Here is a 23726-nt window from a genome sequence, read left to right as displayed (position 1 = left end):
TAAATGGAATATTCTGGCAATAATTTTTATGATTTTACCCGTAGGGGCGATGCCCCCGTGCTCGCCCCTTCTATGCGAACCGCAAATAATTTTTGACCGCAAAATCCCCAATTTTATGAATAGATTTGTCGATCGCATAATTGTCATTGATAAAAATTGATCGCAATTTTATTCCCCACATCGCAAATCTGTCGCCGTATAAAAAAATGGTCGTGATCGGCGAAAACGGGGCGAGCACGGGGGCATCGCCCCTACCCATTTTTGTTTTTAAATGGTAAATGGAATGGGATGAAAATAAATTTTATGATTTCACCCGTAGGGGCGATGCCCCCGTGCTCGCCCCTTCTATGCGAACCGCAAATAATTTTTGACCGCATAATCCCCAAATTTTATAAATGGATTTTTTTAAAAAATTCGATCGCCTGACGGCGAAGAGATTAATCAAAGAAGGGCAGATAAATACGAAGAAGGGCAAAGGGCTGAGGTAAAAGAACAGAGAAGGGAGTCCTCACCACACAACACACACAACCCGAAAACCCATGAGGTAGCTCTGATCGAGCGCATCGTAGTTGTGACGAAACGCAGACCGACAATACCAAGCACTGCTGATCCACGAACCACCACGCAACAGTTTTCTTGTTTTGTCGCCATCTTCATAATTCGTAATATCTTTTATCCAAATTTGTGAATCTGTTGGCGCTCCTTCATAACTGCTATGCAAATCATCAGCACACCATTCCCAAACATTGCCAAGCATATCGTAAAGTCCCCAAGCATTAGGTCGTTTCTGTCCCACAGGTTGCGTTTTATTGTCGCTATTTTCGTCATACCAAGCATATTCCCCAAGCTGACCTTCATCGTCACCAAAGCAATATTCTGTATATGCTTCTGCTCCTGCTCGACAGGCATATTCCCATTCCGCTTCGCTAGGGAGACGATAGTTTTCTCCCTTCAGGCGTGATAGCCTTGCACAAAATTCTTGCGCCTCGTACCAATCGATATTCTCGACAGGGTTATTGTCACCGCTAAATTGCGAAGGATTTAAGCTAAAAGCAATTTTCACCTTGGGTAACATCGCCACCGTCCGCCATTGCGCCTGTGTGACGGGATATTTGCCCATCCGAAAGGCTTTTACTGTGACTTGGTGATAGGGTTTCTCATCGTCCTCACCTTTCCATTCAGGCGATCCCATCCAAAAAGTTCCACTAGGAATATCCACCATTTCAGGCAAATTCGCAGCATCAAGCCAAGGCTTATATTTAAAAAGACTGCGCTCCACAAATTCTTGTAGCTCAGGCGTGAGGTAATCATTTATCGCAGCTTCCACTTCTTCGATTTGAGCAACCACCCCTTCAGGCAATAAAAACTTATCTTTATCGATCGCCCGATCGCATTCATCAAAGGCATCCCTAATCCGATTCACCAGCCGCAACACATCACGTTTCTTTTCGCGCCAATCCGCAAAATATAGCCATTTGTCCATCAATGCCTCATGCGCCATATCCACCCAAGCCTCACCATCGCCATCCTTACCAGTTACAAACAGTCTCCCCAATACCAACTGATCCAACGCCACCTGAAAATCTTGCAGATCGCCATTTTTCGCAAGTGTCATAAGTTCCCTCTTAGTTCGGCGTTGGCGCGTATCTCTCTCACCCAGACCAGTCCGCACCAACATCAAACAAATCCGCTTTGCCCAGTTCTGCTCCTGAGGTTTCAGCGCATCATAAACGGAATTGGCGTGTTGATTCAATGCTCCCATCACCCCACCCAAATCATCATAGACCGCAAAAGTAAATCGCCGCTTTTCACGATTTTCCCATAGCTGCGTCAGCGCAAACTCCAGCAAAGGCAGCACATTCTTTTCGTCACGCACATCTCGCAAAATCGCAGGTAACAAGCCCTCACCTAATTCGTATAGACCTTTTGCAGGAGACGCAATCGCCTCTTTTAACTCCTCCTCATTCATCGGCAACAACAACACCTGATGTTCTTGAATCACCTCCCCTAAACCACGATAGCCCAGACAATTCTCAAAGAAATCCGCCCGCATCGTCGTCACCACCCGCAACCGCGAATTAGGATACTGCGTAATCCCCACCAACAAGTCGATAAATTGCTGACGTTCTGCTTCCTTTTCCGCAGGACAAACTGTAAATACTTCCTCAAACTGATCGACCACCAGCAAAATATTTTTTTGTTCGGATAGACAAGCGATCGCCGCTTCTAAATTTCCCGATGCGATTTGTTTGCTAATTTCCAGTTTGCTATCAGCTCTCTGACAAAGCTGTGTCAATACCCGACTAATTTCGGCAACAGGCATAAGCGGCGAGTCCCCAGCTTTAATTGGTGGCAAAATCAACCAATTTCCCTGCGCTTCCAATGCTGAAATCAGCCCTGCTCTCACCAGTGATGACTTACCACTCCCCGAAGCCCCAATCACAGGCACAAAGCTCGATTCGGTTATTTTTTGTAATAACAACCGCACAAAGCGATCGCGCCCCTTAAAAAACTTCGCAGTCTCTTTAGTAAAAGCCTCTAACCCCACATAAGGGCAAAGATCCTCCGTAATTTTTTTTGGTGCAACTTGCCGATAATTGACGATCTCCATCGCTCGACCATAGCCAAGTTGTCTCGGTTCCTGTTGTTTTTGCTTCAGGCGATCTGAAATAAACCCAAACAAACTACCCGAATTAATTTTGCCCTCATCGTTCTGGCGTGATTCCGACAAAGCATCCAGCAATGCGCCCGTAAAAATACTGTGGGCTTCCTTTTTCATCGCCGCCGCTTGTTCAAACTCTCGACAAGCCGAAATCAGCAAATAATCCTTATCCGTCTTGTTAAAAGCCGTAAAACTCTCCGCGATCGCTTGCAACAAAGCGCCACTATGACAGCAATCCAAAAACATCACCAAACTACTCAAAGGCGATCGCGCAATTAAATTATTCAAACCTGCAAAGGGAACCCCATCAGTTACGCTTTCCTTCGTTGCTTTACAATCCGATGGCGCTAAATATCCCTGTTTCACGCCACAATCTTCAACCAGTAACCCATGCCCCGTGTAATAAATCAAAACTTCGCTACCCGTCGCCTGTTCACTTAACAACCGATTTAACTGAGCAAACAAATCAGCCTTAATCAATTTGGGCGTATTCAGCAAAGTTACTTCTTGAAAATCACCATGCGATCGCAGCAAATTCGCTACTGCCTCCGCATCCCCCAAGGTTTTACTAAGCGGCGAGGGTAAATGCTTATATTCAGAAATACCTACTACTAGCGCATGTCTAGCCATAACTTACTGATTTGTTGCGATCGCGACCTTGTGCAACTAGAATACAGGCAAATCTCACAAAATAGTAGTAACAATTGCTATGGCTCACAAAATTTACATCGAACAGGAAGACGGCGAAATTCTTGAGATAGCAATCTCTGAATCCGAAGATGATCAGCCAGTAGAGTCAGATAGCGATCGCGAATCCTATGGCATCAAAGAAGATGCGATCAAAAACCTGCAAGAAATCCATGAAACCATTCGCTTCTACACCAAATATGCGATCGGTGCATTCAAGAACCTCGGTGATGCCCAAGTCGAAGAAGTCAACCTCAAATTCGGTTTAAAAATTAGTGGTGAAGCAGGTATTCCCATTCTTACCAAAGCCTCAGCCGAAAGCAACTTTGAGATTTCAGTCAAATGCAAGTTTCCACCAAAGTAAACTTCTACCAACTATCATAACTTCTTATTTATGGTGTCACCTTACTGGCGATCGGCATTCTCCAGCCAGAACCAAAAGCGCGATCAGTTATTCTCAATCCTGGAGCAGCTTGGCGACGTTTGAATTCAGCGATTTTGACAAGACGAACTACGCGATCGACGATCGCTTGCTCATGTCCCGTAGCAATAATTTCAGAAGCCGAAAGATGCTGATTAATCAGCTTATGCAAAATATCATCCAGAATATCGTAGGGAGGCAGTGAATCTTGATCAAGTTGATCGGGCTTGAGTTCGGCACTGGGAGGCTTAGTAATAATATTTACAGGAATCACTTCTGTCTTCCCTTGCTTAATTGATAGAAGAGAATTAGTCCGATTTAACCATTCACAGATAGAAAACACTCTGGTTTTAGGGACATCAGCTATCGCTGCAAGTCCACCATTCATATCACCATAGAGAGTACAGTAACCAACCGAAACCTCTGATTTATTGCCTGTAGAGAGCAACAAATGTCCAAACTTATTCGAGATTGCCATCAGCAAACTGCCGCGAATTCTTGACTGCAAGTTCTCTTCAGTCACATCACTAGATTTTCCTGCAAATAGATTAGCCAGACTAGTATCAAAGGCTTCCATCATTGGCGCAATTGGAATGGTCTGCGTAGAGATTCCTAAATTATTTGCTAAGGCGATCGCATCAGTAATCGAATGCGTGGAACTGTAGGGCGAAGGCATCAACACCCCCAATACATTCTCTTTACCGATCGCCTCGGCAGCGATCACCGCCACAAGTGCAGAATCAATACCCCCACTCAACCCAATCACCACTTGACGAAATCGACATTTCTGAACGTAGTCACGCACACCAAGCACTAAAGCGGCAAAAATTTCCGCATCATCACTTTCATATCTAGATGGAGTCAGATTTAGCTCATCATCTAAATTAATTACCAGTAAATCCTCTTCAAAGCCCTTCCCACGAGCTATGATTTTGCCACTACGATCAAAAGCCATACTCCGCCCATCAAAAATCAAGTCGTCATTTGCCCCCACTTGATTGGCATAAATCAATGGCAAGTTATGCATAATCGCACTATGGCTTAACATCGACTCGCGTAAATTCTGTTTGCCCACCGCATAGGGTGAAGCCGATAAATTGAGTAGTAAATCGAGTTGATGATTTTGCGCGAGTTCCGCAACAGGATCATCGGCATAGTTCCGCTTACCCCAAAACTTCTCATCATTCCAAATATCTTCGCAAATGGTCACCCCAATCCGTAGTGATGTTCCATCCTTGAGATTTAGTGTAAAGACTTGACTCCCATTGCCCACCGCAAAATAGCGATCTTCATCAAATACGTCATAGGTTGGCAATAACCGCTTATGAAAAATCTGTCTTACTTCACCCCCCTGAAGCAAAGCGGCGCTATTAAATAATGGCTTCCCACCTGCTTGGCTAGCATGGGGATTGACAGACACCATGCCCACTAATACGGCGACATCAGGAGGAAGTTTACGAGCAAGATCCGCGATCGCTGCTTCCATATCACTAATAAATTGACGATGCATCAACAGGTCACGAGGTGGATAGCCACAGATTGATAACTCAGGTGTGAGTACTAGTTGCACACCTTGTTCAGCTAATTTCTGTACAGCAACCAATAAGCGATCGCTATTACCGACTAAATCGCCAATTACTGGATTAAGCTGGGCGATCCCAAAAATTGCAGGGGTCATATTTGTTTTATGGGTTTGAGATTATTGGCTTTTAGCGATTAGCTGTTAGCGATTAGCCGTTAGCTGTTAGCGATTAGCGATTAGCTTTTAGCTTTCCCAAATATATTTTAAAAGCCTCGCAAAGCGAGGCTTTTAAAATATATTTGAGTTTACCAAGAGTGCAAAGCACTCTAACAAGCTAACAGCTAATCGCTAACAGCCTTACCTCAAGAAACAAGCATGAAGCCACATCACCAACAAAATAATCACCATTTGGATTGAGCTAGGAAAAAATCCATCGCTGACCACACGAGACAATACTAAAACTTGATTAGTCAAAGCTGCCAATATGACACCGATCGTAATCCCTGATAGGGAGATTAACAAAGCTCGTCCAAAACGATTTTCTTTACGGGTGAGCAAATAAACACTGGCAATCAATCCAAATGATAGCCAAGTAGTAGCTGCGGGAATGAAAAAGCTAATTGCACCCAGTCCCGTAAAAATTCCCAGCGAAATATAAATATCTTTTTGGCTTGGAGTGTCCAATAGCCTCGACAACCAAGATGGGGCGCGTCGCTGCGTATTGTTTTGCATTGCAGCAGGAATCGCTGTAGACAGACGTTCAGGATAGCGGATGCGATCAGGTACAGCAATCTTGCCTTCTTTGCGGGCGCGTAAACGATCCATAAGGATGGCATCGTAAGCAACCTCGATCGCTTCTTGTTGCGACTCGTCCCCCTCATATTCGCGCAATAGGCGATCGCGTGCATCGCGCACTTCTTCAAAGGAGGCTTCGTCATTGACTCCTAGTTTTTCGTAGGGAGTTGGTTCGCTCATTTTTCCAACTATGAATGTTTGTAGAGTTCGCTGTATATTTACTGAAAAAGTAGGCAAGCAACTGAATCAGAAAATAGTATGTAGCTTAATGTCTAAACATAGTATAACGTCTGCTTTCAAATACGTATCTAAACTTTGTGAATATCAATAAGAGTCTGTCTCGAAGTGACGAACTTTTACGAATTATGGCTATATTTTTGTAAGATCCATGCCCCAACTTCTGATTGAGATTTTTCGCGGCTGAGTTTTAGAGCGGCTTCGAGATCAGCGATCGCTAATCCACCGAAAAACAGAGATCGCTGACATTTGTTAGGCTCCTAAAAATTAGTGCAATAGGATGAAATAGATGAAATATACGAATTTTCCTTCATCCTAATTAATATTTTTGCAACATCTTGAATAAGTCTTCATTTTTTGACCGATAATCCCAAAATTGATGAAGTATATGTAAGGTAGCGTTAGACAAATTGCCAAACCTAGTAACTTGCCCTTGTTGGCAATAATGCAGAGCGATCGCATCATCCTTTGGCTCAGGATTTCCCTCAGCCATAATCCATACAACCTTATGGTAATTTTGCGATGATTCGTAATCAAATAGAGCGATCGCACTGGTTGCTTTCAGCCCTGTTTCCTCCTGTAACTCACGAATTGCCGCAGCAAATCTTGACTCACCTCTTTCAGTACCACCACCAGGCAATATCAGTAAGCCTTTTGAGGTTTCTGCCAAAATGATACCTGCCTCTGTCTCAACAATTGCTGTGCCTCGGCGGCGTTTGTGTGATGATGTCATATTTATAAGTTAAATCTGGTAAACCCGATGAATTTAGACTTAATTATTTCTAATATACTCAATCCGCCGATCCTGTTCTTCTTTCTGGGCATGATGGCGGTGTTAATCAAATCAGATTTAGAAATTCCGCCGCCAATTCCGAAGTTGTTTTCGTTGTATTTGCTATTGGCGATCGGGTTTAAGGGTGGTGTGGAGCTAGTAAAAAGTGGGATCAGTCAAGAAGTGATTTTGACGATGGCAGCCGCGATCCTGATGGCTTGTGTAGTACCTGTCTATTCATTTTTTATTCTTAAAATCAAGCTTGACTCCTACAATGCAGCCGCGATCGCCGCAACCTATGGCTCGATCAGTGCGGTTACCTTCATTACAGCTAGTTCATTTTTGGGGCAGTTAAACATTGCCTTTGATGGCTATATGGTAGCGGCTTTAGCGCTAATGGAATCTCCTGCAATCATTGTAGGACTGATTCTTGTGAGCCTATTTACAGCCGAGGAAAAAGCCAAAAAAGGCGAAACTAGCGAATTTGCATGGTCAGAAGTACTCCGTGAAGCTTTTCTCAATAGCTCGGTATTTCTGCTCGTCGGTAGTTTGATCATTGGCTGCTTGACTGGCGAAAGAGGCTGGCATGTGTTGTCACCTTTTACCCAAGATATGTTTTATGGCGTGCTGACTTTCTTCTTGATGGATATGGGCTTAGTCGCCGCCAAACGGATTAAGGATTTGCAAAAAACAGGTGTTTTCTTAATTGCTTTTGCAGTTTTGATGCCAATCTTGAATTCGGGTGTAGGGATTGCGATCGCCAAGTTAATCTCCATGTCACAGGGTGATGCGCTGTTATTTGCTGTTTTATGTGCCAGTGCTTCGTATATCGCTGTACCTGCTGCCATGCGTCTGACTGTACCAGAAGCCAATCCTAGCCTTTATGTATCAACGGCTTTAGCCGTCACATTTCCCTTCAATATCATTGTCGGGATTCCTCTGTATATGTACGTGATTAATATGTTTTGGATAACAACTTAGACACTATTGGCGGCGCAAAACGTCGTCATTCGTTTGGGCTTAGACAAAAAATTTAGTAGGAACTTAGTAGAAATAAAATCATGCAAGCTGTTAAAAGAATCGAAATTGTATCTGATTCTGTTGAGTCGCACAAAATCATCAAGGTTTTAGAAAAAGTTGGGGTTTTGAATTACACCGTGATTCGTAATGTCGTCGGTAAGGGAGTCAGTGGTACAAATTCAGGCGATCTCGACATGAGTATGTTGGAAAATGACTATGTGATTGCTTTCTTTTTAGAAGACAAAACGAAGACTTTGGTGGAAAAGCTGAAGCCAGTCACCAAAAAGTTTGGTGGAGTTTGTTATATATCTGATGCGATCGCGATTAATGCCGCGAGTGCAACCTAGCCCACCTAAAAAATTCTTCTTCCCTCTTTTTAAGGGCGTTCATATACTTGACACACCGTGAAATTTTTACCCCCCTCAGTCCCCCCTTGGAAGGGGGGAAGTCTAAGTTCTCCCCCTTCCAAGGGGGGACTGAGGGGGGTTTTAGAGATTTAGTGCATTAAGTATATTAATGCCTTTTTAAGAGGGATTGAGGGTATATTTAGCAACTAATGTTAGGCAGGCATCACATGGATTGGAAGGGTGCGGTAGATTTTAAGATGATTGAATGATATGAAGTCACCGAAAGAAGTCGTACAGGATTGGGTTGCAGCATACAATGCTCGTGATCCGTATACACTCATTGAGCTTTATCATGATGATGCCCAAAACCATCAGGTTGCTTTTGGATCTCCACTTCAGGGGCGCGAGGCTTTATTGGAGAGTTTTATCTCATTCTTCACGGCGTTTCCAGACAACTACACGCACCCAGTGAATATATTTGAGGATGGCGAATGGGCTATTGTCGAGTGGGAAGGTGGTGGCACATTTTTAGGTCAACTGGGCGATAAATCGCCAAATGGCAAGAGTTTTACTTTGCAACCCACATTCCGCTCTTATTTTACTGAAAAAAATATTTAGAAAGCAAATCCTTATACAGCAAGTATTTTGGGCTTTAATCCCAAAAGAATCACTATTTTAACAATTTAAATAATGATTCACTAATAGGAATTACTATCATTAATTTCTCAGGAAATCGCTGAAACCCTCATTGTCTCGTTGTAAATATTTTTAGGCTTCCATTACGAGCGGAATGTGGGTTGCAAGGTTGCGGTTTCTTTTACGTCATTAACGGCAAAATCAAGTTCCAGCGTGGTTATGTTGATAAGCACACATGGCTCACGCAACTCGAAATACCTGTCGCATAAGCTTCAACTACTTTGTAAAGCGACGCTTGATTTGATTGGTTAAAGCTTTGATTTCAGGGATTTTCATTTGCACAGCGATCGCTCCAAAAATAGTGAAACCGACGGCACTGGCGATCGCTAATCCACCCAGCTTTGCACCAAATTTAGCCACAGTGCCGAAACTATCAAAGCTCTGACTGAGTAAATGATAAGTCCCCCAACTCGCCCCACCTGCGATCGCACTGGCGATGATTAAACCCAAGATCGTCATACTCCAGCTTTTTAGTGGCATTCCATTGAGGCGGCGATCGAGGAAATAAATCATCGCCACCATCGAGATCACATTCACGGAAACCGTTGCCAAGACAATCCCTGCTGCGCCAAACCTCTGAACTAGCAAATAATCAAATAGTCCATTCAAGAAAATATTGACAACGCTAATTTTAAAAGGTGTGTCGCCATCGCCGAGGGCATAAAACACGCGCACCAGTACATCGCGCCCCAAATACACAAACATCCCTACTGCATAAGCCATTAAAACCACAGCAGTTAGTTGCGAAGCCTCCGCATCGAAAGCATAGCGTTCATAAACTACCTGTGAGATGGGCAAAGCCAAAGCTACCATCACTGCACTAATCGGCAACATTGTCAGCGCCGTGAGCATCAAGCCCTGACGAATACGCTGTTTTAGTTCATCCCAGTTCTCAGGATCAGTGAGCTTAGACAGCACAGGAAACAAAGGTACAAGAATCACATTCGACAAAATACCCAGAGGCGTTTGCACCAGTAGCCCTGCATAGCCCATCGCCGACACTGCCGCTGCTGCATTAGGGATAAATGAGGCGAAAAATAAATCCGTCCAAACATTAATTTGTAACATCCCCGATGAAAAGGTGGCAGGAAGCATGATTTTCATCACTTCTTTGACTTCAGGACGCTGAAAGTCAAACCGCAGCTTAAATCCACCCATACCAGCTTTCATCTGCACAGGCAATTGCACCAGCCATTGTAAAACTGCCCCTGCAAGGGTTGACCATGCTAAGACTGCACCGCCCAACATCGCATTTTCGGGTAACAACATTTTGCTACCCATTGCCCAAAATAAGCCGCCGATGCCAATCAACACGGTCAAACTGGAAAATATGGGGCTGACCGAAGGCAACCAGTAAGCATCCGCCGCATTTAATGCTCCAAATCCGATCCCCACCAGCCCTGCTAAGACTGCCATCGGAGCCATGATCTGAAATTGCTGAATCGCAATGTCTTTGGTGATCTTCAGATTTTGAATATCTTCAGGGGTGATCCCTTTGGCTAGCAAAGTAGCTTCAGGTACGAATAATCCAGGGGCGACGAGGTGCAACAATGGTTCCGCAAAAATTACCAGCGCAATGCTCACCAGCAATAAAATGCCTGTGACGATCGTGGTGATGCTATCGATGATGGCAGCAACTTCTTTGCGATCGCGTTTGGCTAGCACACTAACAATCGCACTATGAAAGGGACCGTTAATGCCACCCAGCAAGATCAGCAAGAACCCTGGGATCACGTAGGCGAAGTTATACGCACCATAGGCTGTGCCATTACCAAAAGCCGCCGCGATCGCCACTTGACGAAGTAATCCAAATATTTTGCTCAGTAACGTGGCGATCGCCACAATCGTCGCGATATTTAGTAGCGATCGCTTCGTAGATTGTTGAGCAGATTGCCCAGAAAATTGCTTAGTGGATGGTGATTCCTGCGGTTCTGTGCTGATATCTTCTTCTTCGTTGCCAGACAAAATTTGTGATGCCCCTTACAATTTAGATTCTGAGAAATGTAACATCAAATCATGACGCAGACTAAAAAACTCCGAACGTTGTACATAAAGTACTAGCGATCGGAGCTTTTAGAATATTTATGCAAAGAAGCGATTAGTAGAGAGCTTCTTCTTGGTGGGTCAAGATTTCACAATCAGACTGAGCATAGGTTACGCAAAGAAGAGCGTAGCCAGCTTCGATTTGTTCGTCATCCAAGAAGGACTGATCGCCTTGATCGATTTCACCCTTAACGATTTTGCCAGCGCAGGAAGAGCAAGCACCAGCGCGACAGGAGTAAGGAAGATCGATGCCTTGAGCTTCAGCAACGTCAAGAATGTACTCATCAGAAGGAACTTCGATAGTTTTATCAAGCCCTTCAGCTTCGTTAATCAGTCTTACTTTGTAGGTAGCCATGTATGTAATAAACCTCTTAAAGATTGCAGCCAAAAAAATAAACGAGGTTTTGAATTTGTACCCAAGTAAAGGCACTCAGCCAAGTCACGTTTATTTCAATCACCCACAAGGGTATCAACACGCATCATATCGCTCTTGGCATCCAAGCGAACAACTAGCTTATTATTTCTATCATTGGTTATAGGTGATAGTTATCGATCGCTTTCAAGACCGCTAAAATGGCTAAAACTTATTCTGGAAAAGGCTTTTAGGTGTTTTAATAAGTGAGTAAAATGATGAGTTTTCGTTTGTATTTTAATTTTTTTGATAAGTTTTATTTATCTTATTCACAGACGTAATCACAGACTAGTTTTTGATATGAAAATTCAATCAATGATTAACCCTTAAATAAAGAAGAAGGGACGCTTTGCGTCCCTTCTTCTTTATTTAAGGATGGCACTAAAGTCAGCTAATTGGCGGCTGTAGTTACGGATAATTCCCAGCAGGTTAAGTCGATTTTGGCGCACTTGTGGATCTTCAATCATGACCAGCACATCATCAAAGAATTTCGCTAGAACTGGCGCGATCGCCTTGATCCCCTCCATCAACTGCTCATCACTGGGCTGACTCGGCAAAGCGGCGATCGCTTGATATAAATCCTGTTCTGCTGGTTCGATTAAGGTTTCAGGATTAATCACAGCTTTCACGTCAACGGTCACGCTATCGAGATCACCCTGAACTGCAAGGCGAGAAGCCCTGACAATAGGCTCATAGATGGCGCTGAGGGTAGCACTTTCACGGGATTTTTGCAGAAAATGGGCGCGTTCCTTGATGCGAGTGAGATTGCTCAAACCTTGCAAGGTATAGGTGAGATCTTCAGTACCTGAAACTGCATTAACAAGATCATACTCAATGCCCTGATCAGCCAAAATTGTCTCGTAGCGCTGCTTAAACCATTTATAGAGATTTTCAAGAACCGTTTCCGCAGATTGCGCTAGTAAATTCTTGTCAGCATAAATGGCGATCGCCTCTTGCAAAAGCTTAGGCAAATCGAGGGCAAATCCGCTTTCCCATGCAATCTGTACAACCCCAGTAGCGGCGCGACGCAGTGCAAATGGGTCTGATGAACCTGTAGGAATAATACCCAAGCCGAAAATACCAACAAGGGTATCAATGCGATCGCTAATGGCAATAACCTGACCCGTAAGGGTTTTGGGTAAACTATCGCCTGCGCCTTTGGGTTGGTAATGCTCACGAACGCCCGTTGCCACAGCTAAAGGTTCGTTACTGGAGAGGGCATAGTAATAACCCATTTGTCCTTGCAGTTCGGGAAATTCCTTGACCATTTGCGTGACGAGATCGGCTTTGGCGAGTTGTGCTGTGCGATCGATGATCGCCTTGTCAGCTTCAGTGATTTCTAAATTTGCGATCGCTGCAATTACAGATTTAGAGATCGCTCTAATTCTTTCAACCTTTTCCGCAACTGAGCCAAGTTGGGCTTGGAATGTAACTTTTTCTAAAAGTGGCAAGAAAGTTTCTAAATGCACAGCGCGATCGCTATCGTAGAAAAATTTACCGTCGGAAAGACGCGCTCTAATGACACGACCATTGCCCGCCGCAATCAAACGTGATTTATCGGGGTCACCATTGGAAATCGTGATAAAGCGAGGCAATAATTGATCGGGATTTTTGACCGAATGCACAGGAAAATAGCGCTGATGGCTGACCATTTCGGTCTTAATTACTGGTTGTGGCAGTTCTAAAAACTCGCGCTCAAATTCACCAATGACAGCAGTGGGAAATTCCACCAAATAGGTAACTTCTTCTAATAAATCCTCAGGAATTTCCGCCTTGCCGCCAAATAATTCCACAATGCTATTAATTTGGGTAAGAATATGCCTTTGACGCTCTTTGCCATCGACTAGGACAAAAGCCTCGCGCAAAGTTTCTACATAATCTTTGGCGGTATCAATCACAACCGATCGCGGATGCAATACCCGATGCCCTTGACTGAGGCGATCAGACTGCACATTTTCTAACGTGATCGGCAACAGCTTGGAATTAAATAACGACACCAACCAACGAATCGGACGGGGAAACTTTAGCTCCCCACTCCCCCAACGCATCAAGCGCTTACCTTCTAAACCTGTAATCCAAGTTGGGGCTAATTCTTGCAAAATATCAGCAGTCTCACGACCAATAATTTGCTGATTGGCAAATACAAATGCTCCCTTATCCGTCTCTTTAATAACTATATCTTGCAAATCTATACATTTAGATTTGGCAAAACCTAGCAAAGCCTTGGTTGGCTCACCTTGAGGATCACCATTAACAAAGGCTGAGCCAACTGCTGGCCCCTTAATCTCTAGACTGCGATCGCTTTGTTGGGTTGGCAACCCCTCGATTAGTACGGCAAGACGGCGAGGTGTACCATAGACACTGACCTTACTCGTAGTTAGTTGGTGTTCATCTAAATTCTTGGGGATGCGCTCTTGCCATTGGCGCAAAGCATCGACAATAAAGCTAGCAGGTAGCTCTTCAGTACCAACTTCTAACAGAAAACTTGCCATAACTACGAGTTGAGGGACGTTCTTCAGTTTAACGCTTTGGCGTGTAAAAAACTAAAACTTAGACAAGGTGTTGACTACGAAGCTTGATCACACCTTTATGGGTTTTAATTTTATTGCATAGTCCACTTAGCATAAAATAGCAAGAGATTAACTTTTATTGAGCAGGGATATTTAAAGAGGCAAAACATGGGGCAAACACTCGAAGCTGTAGCGATTGACTATCACACAGAAAACTATCGCGATGCCTACAGTCGAATCAATGCCATTGTCATTGAAGGAGAAGCGGAGGCGTACAGCAATTATCTCCAACTAGGAGAGCTACTGCCCGAATTTACTGAAGATTTTACCAGACTTGCCAAGATGGAGGATCGCCACAAAAAAGGCTTTATCGCCTGTGGTAAAAACCTCAAAGTCACACCTGACATGGATTTTGCGGAAAAATTCTTTGCTGAATTGCATGGCAATTTTCAAAAAGCATTTGCAACAGGGGATATCGTTACTTGTCTGCTGATCCAATCACTCATCATTGAGTGCTTTGCGATCGCTGCTTATAACATCTATATTCCTGTCGCCGATCCTTTTGCACGCAAGATCACTGAAGGCGTGGTCAAAGACGAATACTTGCATCTTAATTTTGGAGAAGAGTGGTTGCAAAATCATTTTGATGACTCCAAAGCACCCCTAGAGCAAGCCAATCGTCAAAACTTGCCCATCGTCTGGAAAATGCTCAACCAAGTCGAAAATGATGCCAAAGTCCTTGGCATGGAAAAAGAAGCTTTGGTTGAAGACTTCATGATTCAATATGGCGAAAGTCTCGGCAAAATCGGCTTTAATACTCGCGACATCATGAGAATGTCTGCGATGGGTTTGGTCGCTGCTTAATTACTAGCTAAACGTGCGTAAGCACGTTTAGCACCTTTTTTTCGTTGACAACTGTAACTGGTAACCGCAATCGATGTTTGGTCTTATAGGGCATTTGACAAGTCTTGAACACGCTCAGTCTGTAGCAAGGGAATTAGGCTATCCCGAATACGCCGATCAAGGTTTGGAATTTTGGTGTAGCGCCCCGCCCCAAATTGTCGATCGCATCAAAGTTACGAGTGCCACAGGTCAGCAGATCGAAGGGCTATATGTAGAATCCTGCTTTTTACCTGAAATGTTAGCAGGCAGCAAAATTAAAACTGCCATTCGCAAGATTCTTAACGCGATGGCTCTTGCTCAAAAGAATGATGTGGATATCACTGCTTTGGGAGGATTTTCTTCGATTATTTTCGAGAATTTCAATCTTAGTCAGATGTCGAGTGTCCGCAACATTCAACTAGAATTTAATCGCTTTACTACGGGGAATACGCATACCGCTTACATCATCTGTCGTCAGATCGAAGAAGCAAGTCGTAAATTTGGGATTGACTTAGCTAAAGCTACGGTCACAGTCTGCGGCGCAACGGGGGACATCGGCAGTGCGGTTTGTCGTTGGCTGGATGCGCGGACTAATATCAAAGAATTATTGCTAGTCGCTCGTAATCAAGAGCGTTTGCAAGAGTTACAAGCCCAACTCGGACGTGGCAAAGTCTTAGAGATTGAAGATGCACTACCACAATCTGACATTATCGTTTGGGTAGCGAGTATGGCAAAGGGGATGGCGATCGATCCTGCTAATCTCAAACGTCCTTGCATCTTGATCGATGGCGGCTATCCTAAAAATATGTCTACCCTTGTGCAAGAAGAAGGTATTCACGTCATTGATGGGGGCATCGTTGAGCATAGTCTCGATATTGATTGGAAAATCATGAAAATCGTGAATATGACAGCCCCAGCTCGTCAGCTTTTCGCCTGTTTTGCGGAAGCGATGCTTTTAGAGTTTGAAGGTTGGCATACTAATTTCTCGTGGGGACGAAACCAAATCAGTATCGAGAACATGGACAAAATTGGTGAAGTGTCAATCAAACATGGATTCAGACCATTAATCAACTAAAAAAGTAGAGGCAATTCCTGAATTGCCTCTACTTTTTTAATTAGCTGATCAATAAAATATTCATAGGAGTATCTGTTGATTGCTAATAGTCAACAGCGTTGCTATAAAACTGTCCGAAATGTTGAGTCTAAAACTAGACATTAAAATCCAATAATTAGTGATGCGGCACTTCGTGCCGCATCACTAATTATTGGGTGGGAAGAGAGTAGCTGAACAAACTAGCTAGATTTCTTTTTGAAAAATTCAATTTAAAGTCGGGCTTGATCAACGTGAATAACTTGGTGGCGCACCACTAAATTATTTACTGGGAAGGGAGTATGATCAAACTTGTGGGAAAGGGGGAATTTGACAGAATTAAGAACTGTAATGATTGAGCCATAAAACTTGTTTTTAGATGTTTTATATAGATATTTTTTGGTAAACACTCTTGAACATAGCTAACCCAACACTACCTGAACTGAAGTCAGCGATTGTTCGTAACCCTTTAGTAGTTACTCCCCATACAACCGTCATGGAGGCGATCACTCAAATGGTTAGTGCGCGATCGCCATGCCACGGGGCTAATGGTTTGACGACTCTGATTAATCAACACAATGCAGAGGTGCGGACAAGCTGTGTACTGGTATTAGAAGATGACAAGGTAGTTGGGATTTTGACAGAGGGTGATGTTGTGCGCCTAAGCGCCCAAATGTTTCCCCTAGATCGTTTGATTATCCGAGATGTGATGACATCAGTGATCACTTTGCGCGAGTCCGAATGCACTGATTTATGGTTAGCCATCAACTTGCTTCAACAACATCATCTGCGCCATCTGCCCATCGTTGATGAGCAAGATCATATCGTGGGAATACTCACCCATGAAAGTCTGTGGCAAATCTTTCAATCAATTGACGTTGATCTAGAAAGACAAGTAGAAGCTCAAATTGACTCCTTACAGATCACCGCAAAACGGGAGCAACTAGTTGCAGAAATTGCTGATTACATTCGGAATCCCCTAAATCTCCAAGAAATTTTGGATATTTGTGTTGCGGAAGTCCGTGCTTTCCTGAAATGCGATCGCGTTTTAGTCTATCAATTTCAACCTGATTGGAGCGGGATCATTATTGCTGAATCCGTCGAGAATAAGTTGCTTAAGTCCTTGGGTAACCACATTCAAGACTCTTGTTTCCAGTCCCAAACTACTGACCTGTACAGCCACGATCATCCAGTCTCTGTTAACAATATTTACACCGCAGGCTATACTCCCTGCCATATCAAGCTCCTAGAACAGTATCAAGTTAAAGCAAATCTGATAGCCCCCATTTGGGTGTCAGGGCAACTATGGGGACTTTTGATCGGACATCAATGTCAAGATTATCGCAATTGGCAGACAGAAGAGGTGAGACTGTTGCAGCGGATTTCTGTTCAATTTGCGATCGCTATTCAACAATCTTACACTTATCAGCAGCTCCAAAATGAACTAGCAGAACGACAACGCGCCGAAGAGTTATTACAGCATATTGAAGCCCATCAACGCGCCTTAATTAAAGCTATTCCAGACCTATTCATGCGGATGAATCGAGATGGCATTTACTTGGAATTTGCGCGTATTCCTGAAACTCATCGGATTATTGGCGATCGCTCTCAATTGGAAGGAAATCATATCTCAAAAACGCTTCCTCCCGATATTGTCAAACAACGTCTAGAATTTGTAGAACGGGCTTTAGAAACCAACTCTATCCAGATCTACGAACAAGACTTTTCCGATGGCGATACGATCCATATTGAGGAGGTACGCATCTTTCCCTACGACGAAAATGAAGTTCTGCTATTGGTGCGAGACATTAGCAATCGCAAGCAATCCGAAAATGAGTTGCGGCACACTGAAAAACTCTTCCGAGAAGCCCAAAGGATCGCTAATTTAGGGAATTGGGAATTGGATCTACGGACTAACTCTCTTTACTGGTCAGATGAAGTATTTCAGATTTTTGAGATTGATCCGCAGCAATTTGAAGCAACCTATGAAGGATTTCTCAATGCTATTCATCCCGATGATCGAGATATGGTTGATGATGTCTACCAACAACACCTACGCGATCGCACTCCCTACAATGTAGTTCATCGTCTGCTCCTATTCGATGGATACATTAAATATATTCAAGAAAAATGTGAAACCTTTTACGATGATCATGGATCGCCGATACTTTCCCGTGGCACAGCACAAGACATCACTAAACTCAAGCAAGCAGAAATCCGACTCCATCAACTCAACAAAGATCTAGAAGCCAGAGTTGAAGAACGGACTCATGAACTTCTAACAGTGAGTAGTTTGCAACGGGCGATTCTCGACAGTACCAATTACGCGATCATTTCCGCTGATAGTAATAGCGTCATTCAGACTTTTAATGCTGGTGCGGAGAATATGCTAGGTTACAGCGCTGATGAAGTAGTTGGCATAACTGCTCTTCAAGATTTTCACGATTGTCAAGAGTTGTGCGATCGCGCGGCATCACTCTCTGTAGAACTCAGACAAGATATTTCTGAACATGAAGTGTTGATTGCGAAAGCAAGACAAGGACTAGTTAGCGAAGAAGAATGGACAGTTATTTGCAAGGATGGCTCACGTCTTCCCATATCGCTATCAGTCAAAGCTATCAAGGATCACAATGATTGCATGATTGGCTTTGTCTGTGTTTCTAGAGATATTAGCGCTCAGAGAGCAACACAGCATGAGCATCAACTTGCCGAAGCGGCTCTGCGAGACAGTGAAAATCGTTTCCGTCATGTGTTTGAATCCAACGTTGTGGGGATGATGTTTACCAACTTTAACGGTCAGGTTGACGAGGCTAACGATCGCTTTTTAGAAATGATTGGCTATAGGCGAGAAGAACTCCATGCTAACCAAATAAATTGGGAAGCCATTACTCCACCTGAATATCAACAGCTAGATCTAGAGGCGATCGCGTATCTAAAGATGCATAGCAGGATTAATCCTTGGGAAAAAGCCTACTACCACAAGGACGGACATCTTGTGCATGTACTCATTGGCGTAGCTATGCTGACTACAGAGGATTGTGTTTGTGTAGTGGTTGATATCACTGATCTCAAACAAGCACAGCAAAAACTTGCCGAGACTAATCATCAGCTAGAAGTCTCCAACGAAATTCTGGTTCGGGCTACGCGGCTCAAAGATGAATTTCTAGCTAATATGAGTCATGAACTCCGCACTCCACTCAATGCGATTCTCGGTATCACGGAAGGCTTAGAAGAAGGAGTTTTTGGGAAGCTTAATCTCCAACAACAGAAAGCATTACTCACGGTTGAACGTAGCGGCAACCATTTGTTAGAGCTAATTAACGATATCCTCGATCTCGCTAAAATCGAAGCAGGTAAGGTGAATTTAGACTATGCATCTAGTAATATTGGTCAGCTTAGTCAAGCCAGTTTGGTGTTTGTCAAACAACAGGCTATGCAAAAAAGTATCAGCCTGAATATTAAACTGGCTCCTGTCCTGCCCGACTTGTTGCTTGATGAACGTCGGATTCGTCAAGTATTAATCAATCTACTAAACAATGCCGTGAAATTTACGCCAGAGGGTGGGCGCATTACCTTAGAAGTCTCCTTGAATGAGGCGATCGCTTCTATTGAGAAAGATGTCACGCACTGGGTCAGGTTTGCGGTGATCGATACAGGTATAGGTATTTCCCCTGAAAACTTAAAAACTCTATTCCAACCTTTTATCCAAGTTGATAGCGCTCTCAATCGTCAATATGATGGGACAGGGTTGGGCTTAGCTCTAGTTAAAAGGATCGTCGAACTGCATGGTGGTCGTGTTAGTGTCACCAGTGAAGTCGGGGTGGGTAGTTGCTTTGCGATCGAGCTTCCATTCAATGAATTGGATTTACCACTTCCCAAAAGATTATCTGCTAATCCTTCAACACCCAAATCTTCGATCAAAAATGATGATGATACGCTCTCTCCTCCCTTAATTCTGCTTGCAGAAGATAACGAAGCGAATATCATGACAGTTTCTAGCTATCTTCAAGCCAAGGGATATCGAGTCATTTTTGCTAAAAATGGCAGGCAGGCGGTAGATCTAGCGCAGTCAGAGCAGCCTGATTTGATACTGATGGATATTCAAATGCCAGAGATGGATGGACTAGAAGCAATCAAATACATCCGCAACAACAAATTCACTATCCCGATTATTGCTCTTACGGCTCTAGCGATGACAGGCGATCGCGAGAAATGTTTGGAAGCTGGTGCTAATGATTATTTGAGTAAACCGATTAAGCTCAAACAGCTTACTACTGTAATTCAACAGTTTTTAAACTAAGGCATTTCTTTGGTCTGAGTCCATAAGCCGTCGTGTTGAGCCATCCCTGCAAATTTGGTGACTTGGGCTAATTCCATAAAATATGCCCATGCCATACCTAGAGCCTCGCCTTGCAAATCAAAAACTTCTATTAATCGCCGATTGTATAAATTCTCATGAGATGCGCGATCGCTTTGATAATCCTCTAGCTCATCCAATGACTCTAAAATACTTGCATCAGGAAAAGAGAGCAAATATCCATGCACTTGAGCATTACCGACAGTCATCGCAGGATAGCCCATCGGCAGCGCAAATAACTTGCCATAGGCGATCGCCTGTTGCTGAGTGATCGCTTTACCTGCACAATATTCTGCATAATTGGCTTCGTTGGGCTTGAGCGTGCCATAAACAAAAACATTACATAGAGACACATTTTTCATATTTGAGATCACAATATTTGTGGCGCAATTAAATATAAAACCCCAAAACCTGTGGCGCACACTGCGCGTGCGCCACAGGTTTTGACTTTAATTATCCTAGCTACTCAGAGAGATATAAGTAGAGAGAGACGTTTAGCCTCTACTTCTACTTTATGCTGATGTGAACACCCCTAAATCAGAGTTAGAATCAGCGTTAACATATAACAGAGAGAGTTGCGCCGCGAAGCGCCGCAACTCTCTAGATGATCAATAGGAACTAGCATCGATGAGTAATGACAAAGATAGTTTTAAGGACAAATTTGCTTTTAAAGTAGAAGGCTTTGAATCTCTGGTGGATGATGTTAAGCAATTACTGAATCTTGATCAACTCATCGATCTTGCCCAAAAACTGGATGAGAAGCAGAAATCTGGCGAAATTCATACTGAGGTAAATGTTACTTCCCGTCCATTATCCAGTATTCCCCGACGCGGTAATATTCCACGATCGCCTCGTGCTACTACGTCAACAGGTGGGAGCAGTGAAGTCACTTCCCCTGATGTGGTCAAACCTGAAAAAGATAATTCTCCAACCGAAAAACCACAGGCGATCGCGGAACTAGTGGGCGGATTAGGTGATACCTTAGCGCAGTTGCGTGATTTAGTCGAAATCCCCCTAAAGCGTCCTGATATTTTGGCTAAATTAGGTCTAGAACCACCTAAAGGCATTCTGCTCGTTGGTCCTCCAGGCACTGGCAAAACTCTAACGGCGCGATCGCTTGCAACTCTTTTGGGTGTAAATTACATCGCGATCGTGGGGCCAGAAATCATTAGTAAATACTATGGTGAAGCCGAAACTCGGTTACGACAGGTATTTGAGAAAGCGGCTAAATCTTCACCCTGTTTGATTTTTATCGATGAAATTGATGCTCTCGTTCCTAATCGTGCCAATGTAGAAGGAGAAGTGGAAAAGCGTCTAGTAGCACAATTGCTAGGCTTAATGGATGGATTTGCTGAGACTAAGGGCGTAATCGTGTTAGCAGCGACCAATCGCCCCGATGCGATCGATCCTGCCCTCCGCCGTCCTGGACGATTTGATCGCGAGATTATTTTCCCCATACCCGATCGCCATGCGCGTCGTGAAATTCTAGAAATCCATACGCGATCGATGCCTTTGACTGGTGATGTGGATTTAGATGAGATTGCTGATCGCGCCTATGGTTATGTGGGAGCAGATATTAAGGGGCTTTGCCAAGTGGCGGCAACTAATGCTTTGCGGCGACAAGTAACCAGTGTAGCGGATATTCCTGAAAACCTTGATGTGAATCGTGAAGATTTTGAATTTGCGTTAAAGCAGGTTCACCCAGCCGTGTTGCGATCGCTGCAAATTCAAGTTCCTACTGTGCAATGGGCTGAAATCGGTGGACTGGCGAAAGTTAAGCAAACCCTTCAGGAAGCGGTAGCAGGCGCATTGGTTGATCCTGCACTCTATGCCCATACCCGTGCTAAGGCAACCCGTGGAGTCCTCCTCTATGGCCCCCCAGGGACGGGCAAGACTTTACTGGCTAAAGCGATCGCCACTCAAGCCCAAGCAAATTTTATTGCGGTTGCGGGTTCGGAACTGCTAACGAAATGGGTTGGAGCTTCCGAACAATCGATTAGACAGTTATTTGCTCAAGCACGTCAGGCGGCTCCCTGCGTCATATTTATTGATGAGATCGATACGCTTGCACCTGCGAGGGGTAGCTATCAAGGCGACAGTGGTGTAAGCGATCGCGTGATTGGTCAGCTACTAACGGAACTCGATGGACTGCAATCGGCTGAAGGGCTATTGGTAATTGGCGCAACCAATCGCCGTGATTTTATCGATCCTGCACTATTGCGATCAGGTCGCATCGAATTGCATATGATGGTCGATTTACCCGATCGCGACAGCCGCAGTTCAATTTTAGAAGTACATAATCGCGATCGCCCCCTTGATGCTCATCTCAATTTAGATGTTTGGGCTGACCGTACCGAAAATTGGAATGGAGCCGATCTCGCTTTTCTCAGTAATCGCGCTGCTATTTTTGCGATTCGTCGGCATCAGCGTGATGCTTCTAATCTACTTGAAAATCTCAAGATTACCAATGAAGATTTTGAGCAAGCTTTTGCCGAACTTCTCGAACAACGTGTTTAAAAAGAGGGGAATTTTACACCCCTTCTTTTTAGTATTCAAAAGTCCAAATCGCCCACCCCTTAGAAATAACCGTAATTACATAAGCTGAGGAAAGTCGGCTAGTTATTTTTTGGACCTCAGTCCAGTCAAAACTAGTGCGAAATAGACTATAGGTAAAACCGTTATAGGTGATCGCCGCTACGGGTTTATCCAAATCTTCAACTTTAATATGGTGATAGCGAATTTCCGCAGGCACAATTACAAAATTAGTTGTTTTCCCTCCCAACCGAAATAGCTCATCTTCATCTAAGGTATCGTTTTCATTTTTGTGGTCATTCATAAAAGCATCTAGCAGCTTAAAAGTATTCTTTTACTTTAACTTACTGTACTTTGTACTGAGATATAGCTGTCACCATCAGTATTAACTCATGTTACATGGAACTCTGATGATGAATCTCTTGCTGCTAGCAAAGCAGGGCAACCACGGGGGGATTGCCCCTACCCCAATAATTTAGATTTTGTAGTAGGGGCTGCGCCCCCGTGCCAGCCCTTGATTTCTATCCCACATTCCGCTCGTAATGGAAGCCTAAAAATATTTACAACGAGACAATGAGGGTTTCAGCGATTTCCTGAGAAATTAATGATAGTAATTCCTATTAGTGAATCATTATTTAAATTGTTAAAATAGTGATTCTTTTGGGATTAAAGCCCAAAATACTTGCTGTATAAGGATTTGCTTTCTAAATATTTTTTTCAGTAAAATAAGAGCGGAATGTG

The 23726-nt window shown here is 43.7% G+C and carries 17 protein-coding genes; 8 read left to right on the top strand and 9 right to left on the bottom strand.

Translation table 11 applies throughout. The features are described 5' to 3' along the window. Positions 1-508: 508 nt before the first annotated feature. On the bottom strand, positions 509-3292 hold the full coding sequence (locus B9G53_RS12295) for an SUMF1/EgtB/PvdO family nonheme iron enzyme (protein WP_094532682.1): 2784 nt from the start codon (positions 3290-3292) through the stop codon (positions 509-511). A 79-nt stretch (positions 3293-3371) separates the two neighbouring features. On the opposite strand from B9G53_RS12295, the gene B9G53_RS12290 reads away from it, so the two are divergent. Then, a complete protein-coding gene (locus B9G53_RS12290) occupies positions 3372-3713 on the top strand; it encodes a CU044_2847 family protein (RefSeq protein WP_217901567.1) in 342 nt (113 codons plus the stop codon). A 28-nt stretch (positions 3714-3741) separates the two neighbouring features. Here B9G53_RS12290 and B9G53_RS12285 read toward each other — a convergent pair whose 3' ends face one another. From B9G53_RS12285 to B9G53_RS12275, 3 genes are all read right to left on the bottom strand, one after another. Next, positions 3742-5448, bottom strand: coding sequence for an NAD+ synthase (locus B9G53_RS12285; RefSeq protein WP_094532676.1), 1707 nt, complete (start codon positions 5446-5448; stop codon positions 3742-3744). Between the two features lie 201 nt (positions 5449-5649). Next, positions 5650-6267, bottom strand: a complete 618-nt coding sequence (locus B9G53_RS12280; protein ID WP_094532673.1) for a CPP1-like family protein — start codon at positions 6265-6267, stop codon at positions 5650-5652. Positions 6268-6643: 376 nt separating this feature from the next. Then, complete coding sequence (locus B9G53_RS12275; protein WP_094532670.1) at positions 6644-7057, bottom strand: NUDIX domain-containing protein; 414 nt, start codon at positions 7055-7057, stop codon at positions 6644-6646. 27 nt (positions 7058-7084) lie between these two features. On the opposite strand from B9G53_RS12275, the gene B9G53_RS12270 reads away from it, so the two are divergent. From B9G53_RS12270 to B9G53_RS12260, 3 genes are all read left to right on the top strand, one after another. After that, complete coding sequence (locus tag B9G53_RS12270; RefSeq protein ID WP_094532668.1) at positions 7085-8077, top strand: sodium-dependent bicarbonate transport family permease; 993 nt, start codon at positions 7085-7087, stop codon at positions 8075-8077. Positions 8078-8157: 80 nt separating this feature from the next. After that, positions 8158-8463 (top strand): transcriptional regulator, encoded by a 306-nt coding sequence (locus tag B9G53_RS12265; RefSeq protein ID WP_094532665.1) that lies wholly within the window; start codon positions 8158-8160, stop codon positions 8461-8463. A gap of 270 nt (positions 8464-8733) precedes the next feature. Then, positions 8734-9081, top strand: coding sequence for an ester cyclase (locus tag B9G53_RS12260; protein WP_094532663.1), 348 nt, complete (start codon positions 8734-8736; stop codon positions 9079-9081). 294 nt (positions 9082-9375) lie between these two features. Here B9G53_RS12260 and murJ read toward each other — a convergent pair whose 3' ends face one another. From murJ to glyS, 3 genes are all read right to left on the bottom strand, one after another. Beyond that, on the bottom strand, positions 9376-11124 hold the full coding sequence (gene murJ, locus B9G53_RS12250) for a murein biosynthesis integral membrane protein MurJ (RefSeq protein WP_094532661.1): 1749 nt from the start codon (positions 11122-11124) through the stop codon (positions 9376-9378). A 133-nt stretch (positions 11125-11257) separates the two neighbouring features. After that, positions 11258-11557, bottom strand: a complete 300-nt coding sequence (locus B9G53_RS12245; protein ID WP_094532658.1) for a 2Fe-2S iron-sulfur cluster-binding protein — start codon at positions 11555-11557, stop codon at positions 11258-11260. A gap of 422 nt (positions 11558-11979) precedes the next feature. Continuing rightward, the gene (gene glyS, locus B9G53_RS12240; RefSeq protein WP_094532655.1) at positions 11980-14106 is read right to left on the bottom strand and encodes a glycine--tRNA ligase subunit beta; all 2127 of its coding nucleotides are present in this window, start codon (positions 14104-14106) and stop codon (positions 11980-11982) included. Positions 14107-14292: 186 nt separating this feature from the next. On the opposite strand from glyS, the gene B9G53_RS12235 reads away from it, so the two are divergent. The 3 genes from B9G53_RS12235 to B9G53_RS12225 all read left to right on the top strand — a co-directional run bounded on the left by B9G53_RS12235 (position 14293) and on the right by B9G53_RS12225 (position 20396). Then, positions 14293-14988 (top strand): aldehyde oxygenase (deformylating), encoded by a 696-nt coding sequence (locus B9G53_RS12235; RefSeq protein WP_094532652.1) that lies wholly within the window; start codon positions 14293-14295, stop codon positions 14986-14988. Positions 14989-15061: 73 nt separating this feature from the next. After that, on the top strand, positions 15062-16081 hold the full coding sequence (locus tag B9G53_RS12230; protein ID WP_094532649.1) for a long-chain acyl-[acyl-carrier-protein] reductase: 1020 nt from the start codon (positions 15062-15064) through the stop codon (positions 16079-16081). 427 nt (positions 16082-16508) lie between these two features. Continuing rightward, positions 16509-20396 (top strand): PAS domain S-box protein, encoded by a 3888-nt coding sequence (locus B9G53_RS12225; RefSeq protein ID WP_217901566.1) that lies wholly within the window; start codon positions 16509-16511, stop codon positions 20394-20396. Here B9G53_RS12225 and B9G53_RS12220 read toward each other — a convergent pair. Then, positions 20393-20815: a gamma-glutamylcyclotransferase gene (locus B9G53_RS12220; protein WP_094532646.1), complete on the bottom strand. Its 423-nt coding sequence runs from the start codon at positions 20813-20815 to the stop codon at positions 20393-20395. The genes B9G53_RS12225 and B9G53_RS12220 overlap by 4 nt on opposite strands. Positions 20816-21080: 265 nt before the next feature. On the opposite strand from B9G53_RS12220, the gene B9G53_RS12215 reads away from it, so the two are divergent. Beyond that, positions 21081-22970: an AAA family ATPase gene (locus tag B9G53_RS12215; protein ID WP_094532643.1), complete on the top strand. Its 1890-nt coding sequence runs from the start codon at positions 21081-21083 to the stop codon at positions 22968-22970. A 28-nt stretch (positions 22971-22998) separates the two neighbouring features. Here B9G53_RS12215 and B9G53_RS12210 read toward each other — a convergent pair whose 3' ends face one another. Further along, a complete protein-coding gene (locus tag B9G53_RS12210; protein WP_094532640.1) occupies positions 22999-23289 on the bottom strand; it encodes a hypothetical protein in 291 nt (96 codons plus the stop codon). Positions 23290-23726: the final 437 nt, after the last annotated feature.

Origin of the sequence: Pseudanabaena sp. SR411 (assembly GCF_002251945.1) — a bacterium.
GTDB lineage: Bacteria > Cyanobacteriota > Cyanobacteriia > Pseudanabaenales > Pseudanabaenaceae > Pseudanabaena.
The sequence above is the reverse complement of the archived record's forward strand: the minus strand, read 5'-3'. Positions and strand labels throughout refer to the sequence as shown.

What these genes read in the sequence shown, in the direction of transcription:
- B9G53_RS12295 (WP_094532682.1), bottom strand. Translation starts at nt 3,292, where the DNA reads ATGGCTAGACATGCGCTAGTAGTAGGTATTTCTGAATATAAGCATTTA.
- B9G53_RS12290 (WP_217901567.1), top strand. Translation starts at nt 3,372, where the DNA reads ATGGCTCACAAAATTTACATCGAACAGGAAGACGGCGAAATTCTTGAG.
- B9G53_RS12285 (WP_094532676.1), bottom strand. Translation starts at nt 5,448, where the DNA reads ATGACCCCTGCAATTTTTGGGATCGCCCAGCTTAATCCAGTAATTGGC.
- B9G53_RS12280 (WP_094532673.1), bottom strand. Translation starts at nt 6,267, where the DNA reads ATGAGCGAACCAACTCCCTACGAAAAACTAGGAGTCAATGACGAAGCC.
- B9G53_RS12275 (WP_094532670.1), bottom strand. Translation starts at nt 7,057, where the DNA reads ATGACATCATCACACAAACGCCGCCGAGGCACAGCAATTGTTGAGACA.
- B9G53_RS12270 (WP_094532668.1), top strand. Translation starts at nt 7,085, where the DNA reads ATGAATTTAGACTTAATTATTTCTAATATACTCAATCCGCCGATCCTG.
- B9G53_RS12265 (WP_094532665.1), top strand. Translation starts at nt 8,158, where the DNA reads ATGCAAGCTGTTAAAAGAATCGAAATTGTATCTGATTCTGTTGAGTCG.
- B9G53_RS12260 (WP_094532663.1), top strand. Translation starts at nt 8,734, where the DNA reads ATGAAGTCACCGAAAGAAGTCGTACAGGATTGGGTTGCAGCATACAAT.
- B9G53_RS12245 (WP_094532658.1), bottom strand. Translation starts at nt 11,557, where the DNA reads ATGGCTACCTACAAAGTAAGACTGATTAACGAAGCTGAAGGGCTTGAT.
- glyS (WP_094532655.1), bottom strand. Translation starts at nt 14,106, where the DNA reads ATGGCAAGTTTTCTGTTAGAAGTTGGTACTGAAGAGCTACCTGCTAGC.
- B9G53_RS12235 (WP_094532652.1), top strand. Translation starts at nt 14,293, where the DNA reads ATGGGGCAAACACTCGAAGCTGTAGCGATTGACTATCACACAGAAAAC.
- B9G53_RS12230 (WP_094532649.1), top strand. Translation starts at nt 15,062, where the DNA reads ATGTTTGGTCTTATAGGGCATTTGACAAGTCTTGAACACGCTCAGTCT.
- B9G53_RS12220 (WP_094532646.1), bottom strand. Translation starts at nt 20,815, where the DNA reads ATGAAAAATGTGTCTCTATGTAATGTTTTTGTTTATGGCACGCTCAAG.
- B9G53_RS12215 (WP_094532643.1), top strand. Translation starts at nt 21,081, where the DNA reads ATGAGTAATGACAAAGATAGTTTTAAGGACAAATTTGCTTTTAAAGTA.
- B9G53_RS12210 (WP_094532640.1), bottom strand. Translation starts at nt 23,289, where the DNA reads ATGAATGACCACAAAAATGAAAACGATACCTTAGATGAAGATGAGCTA.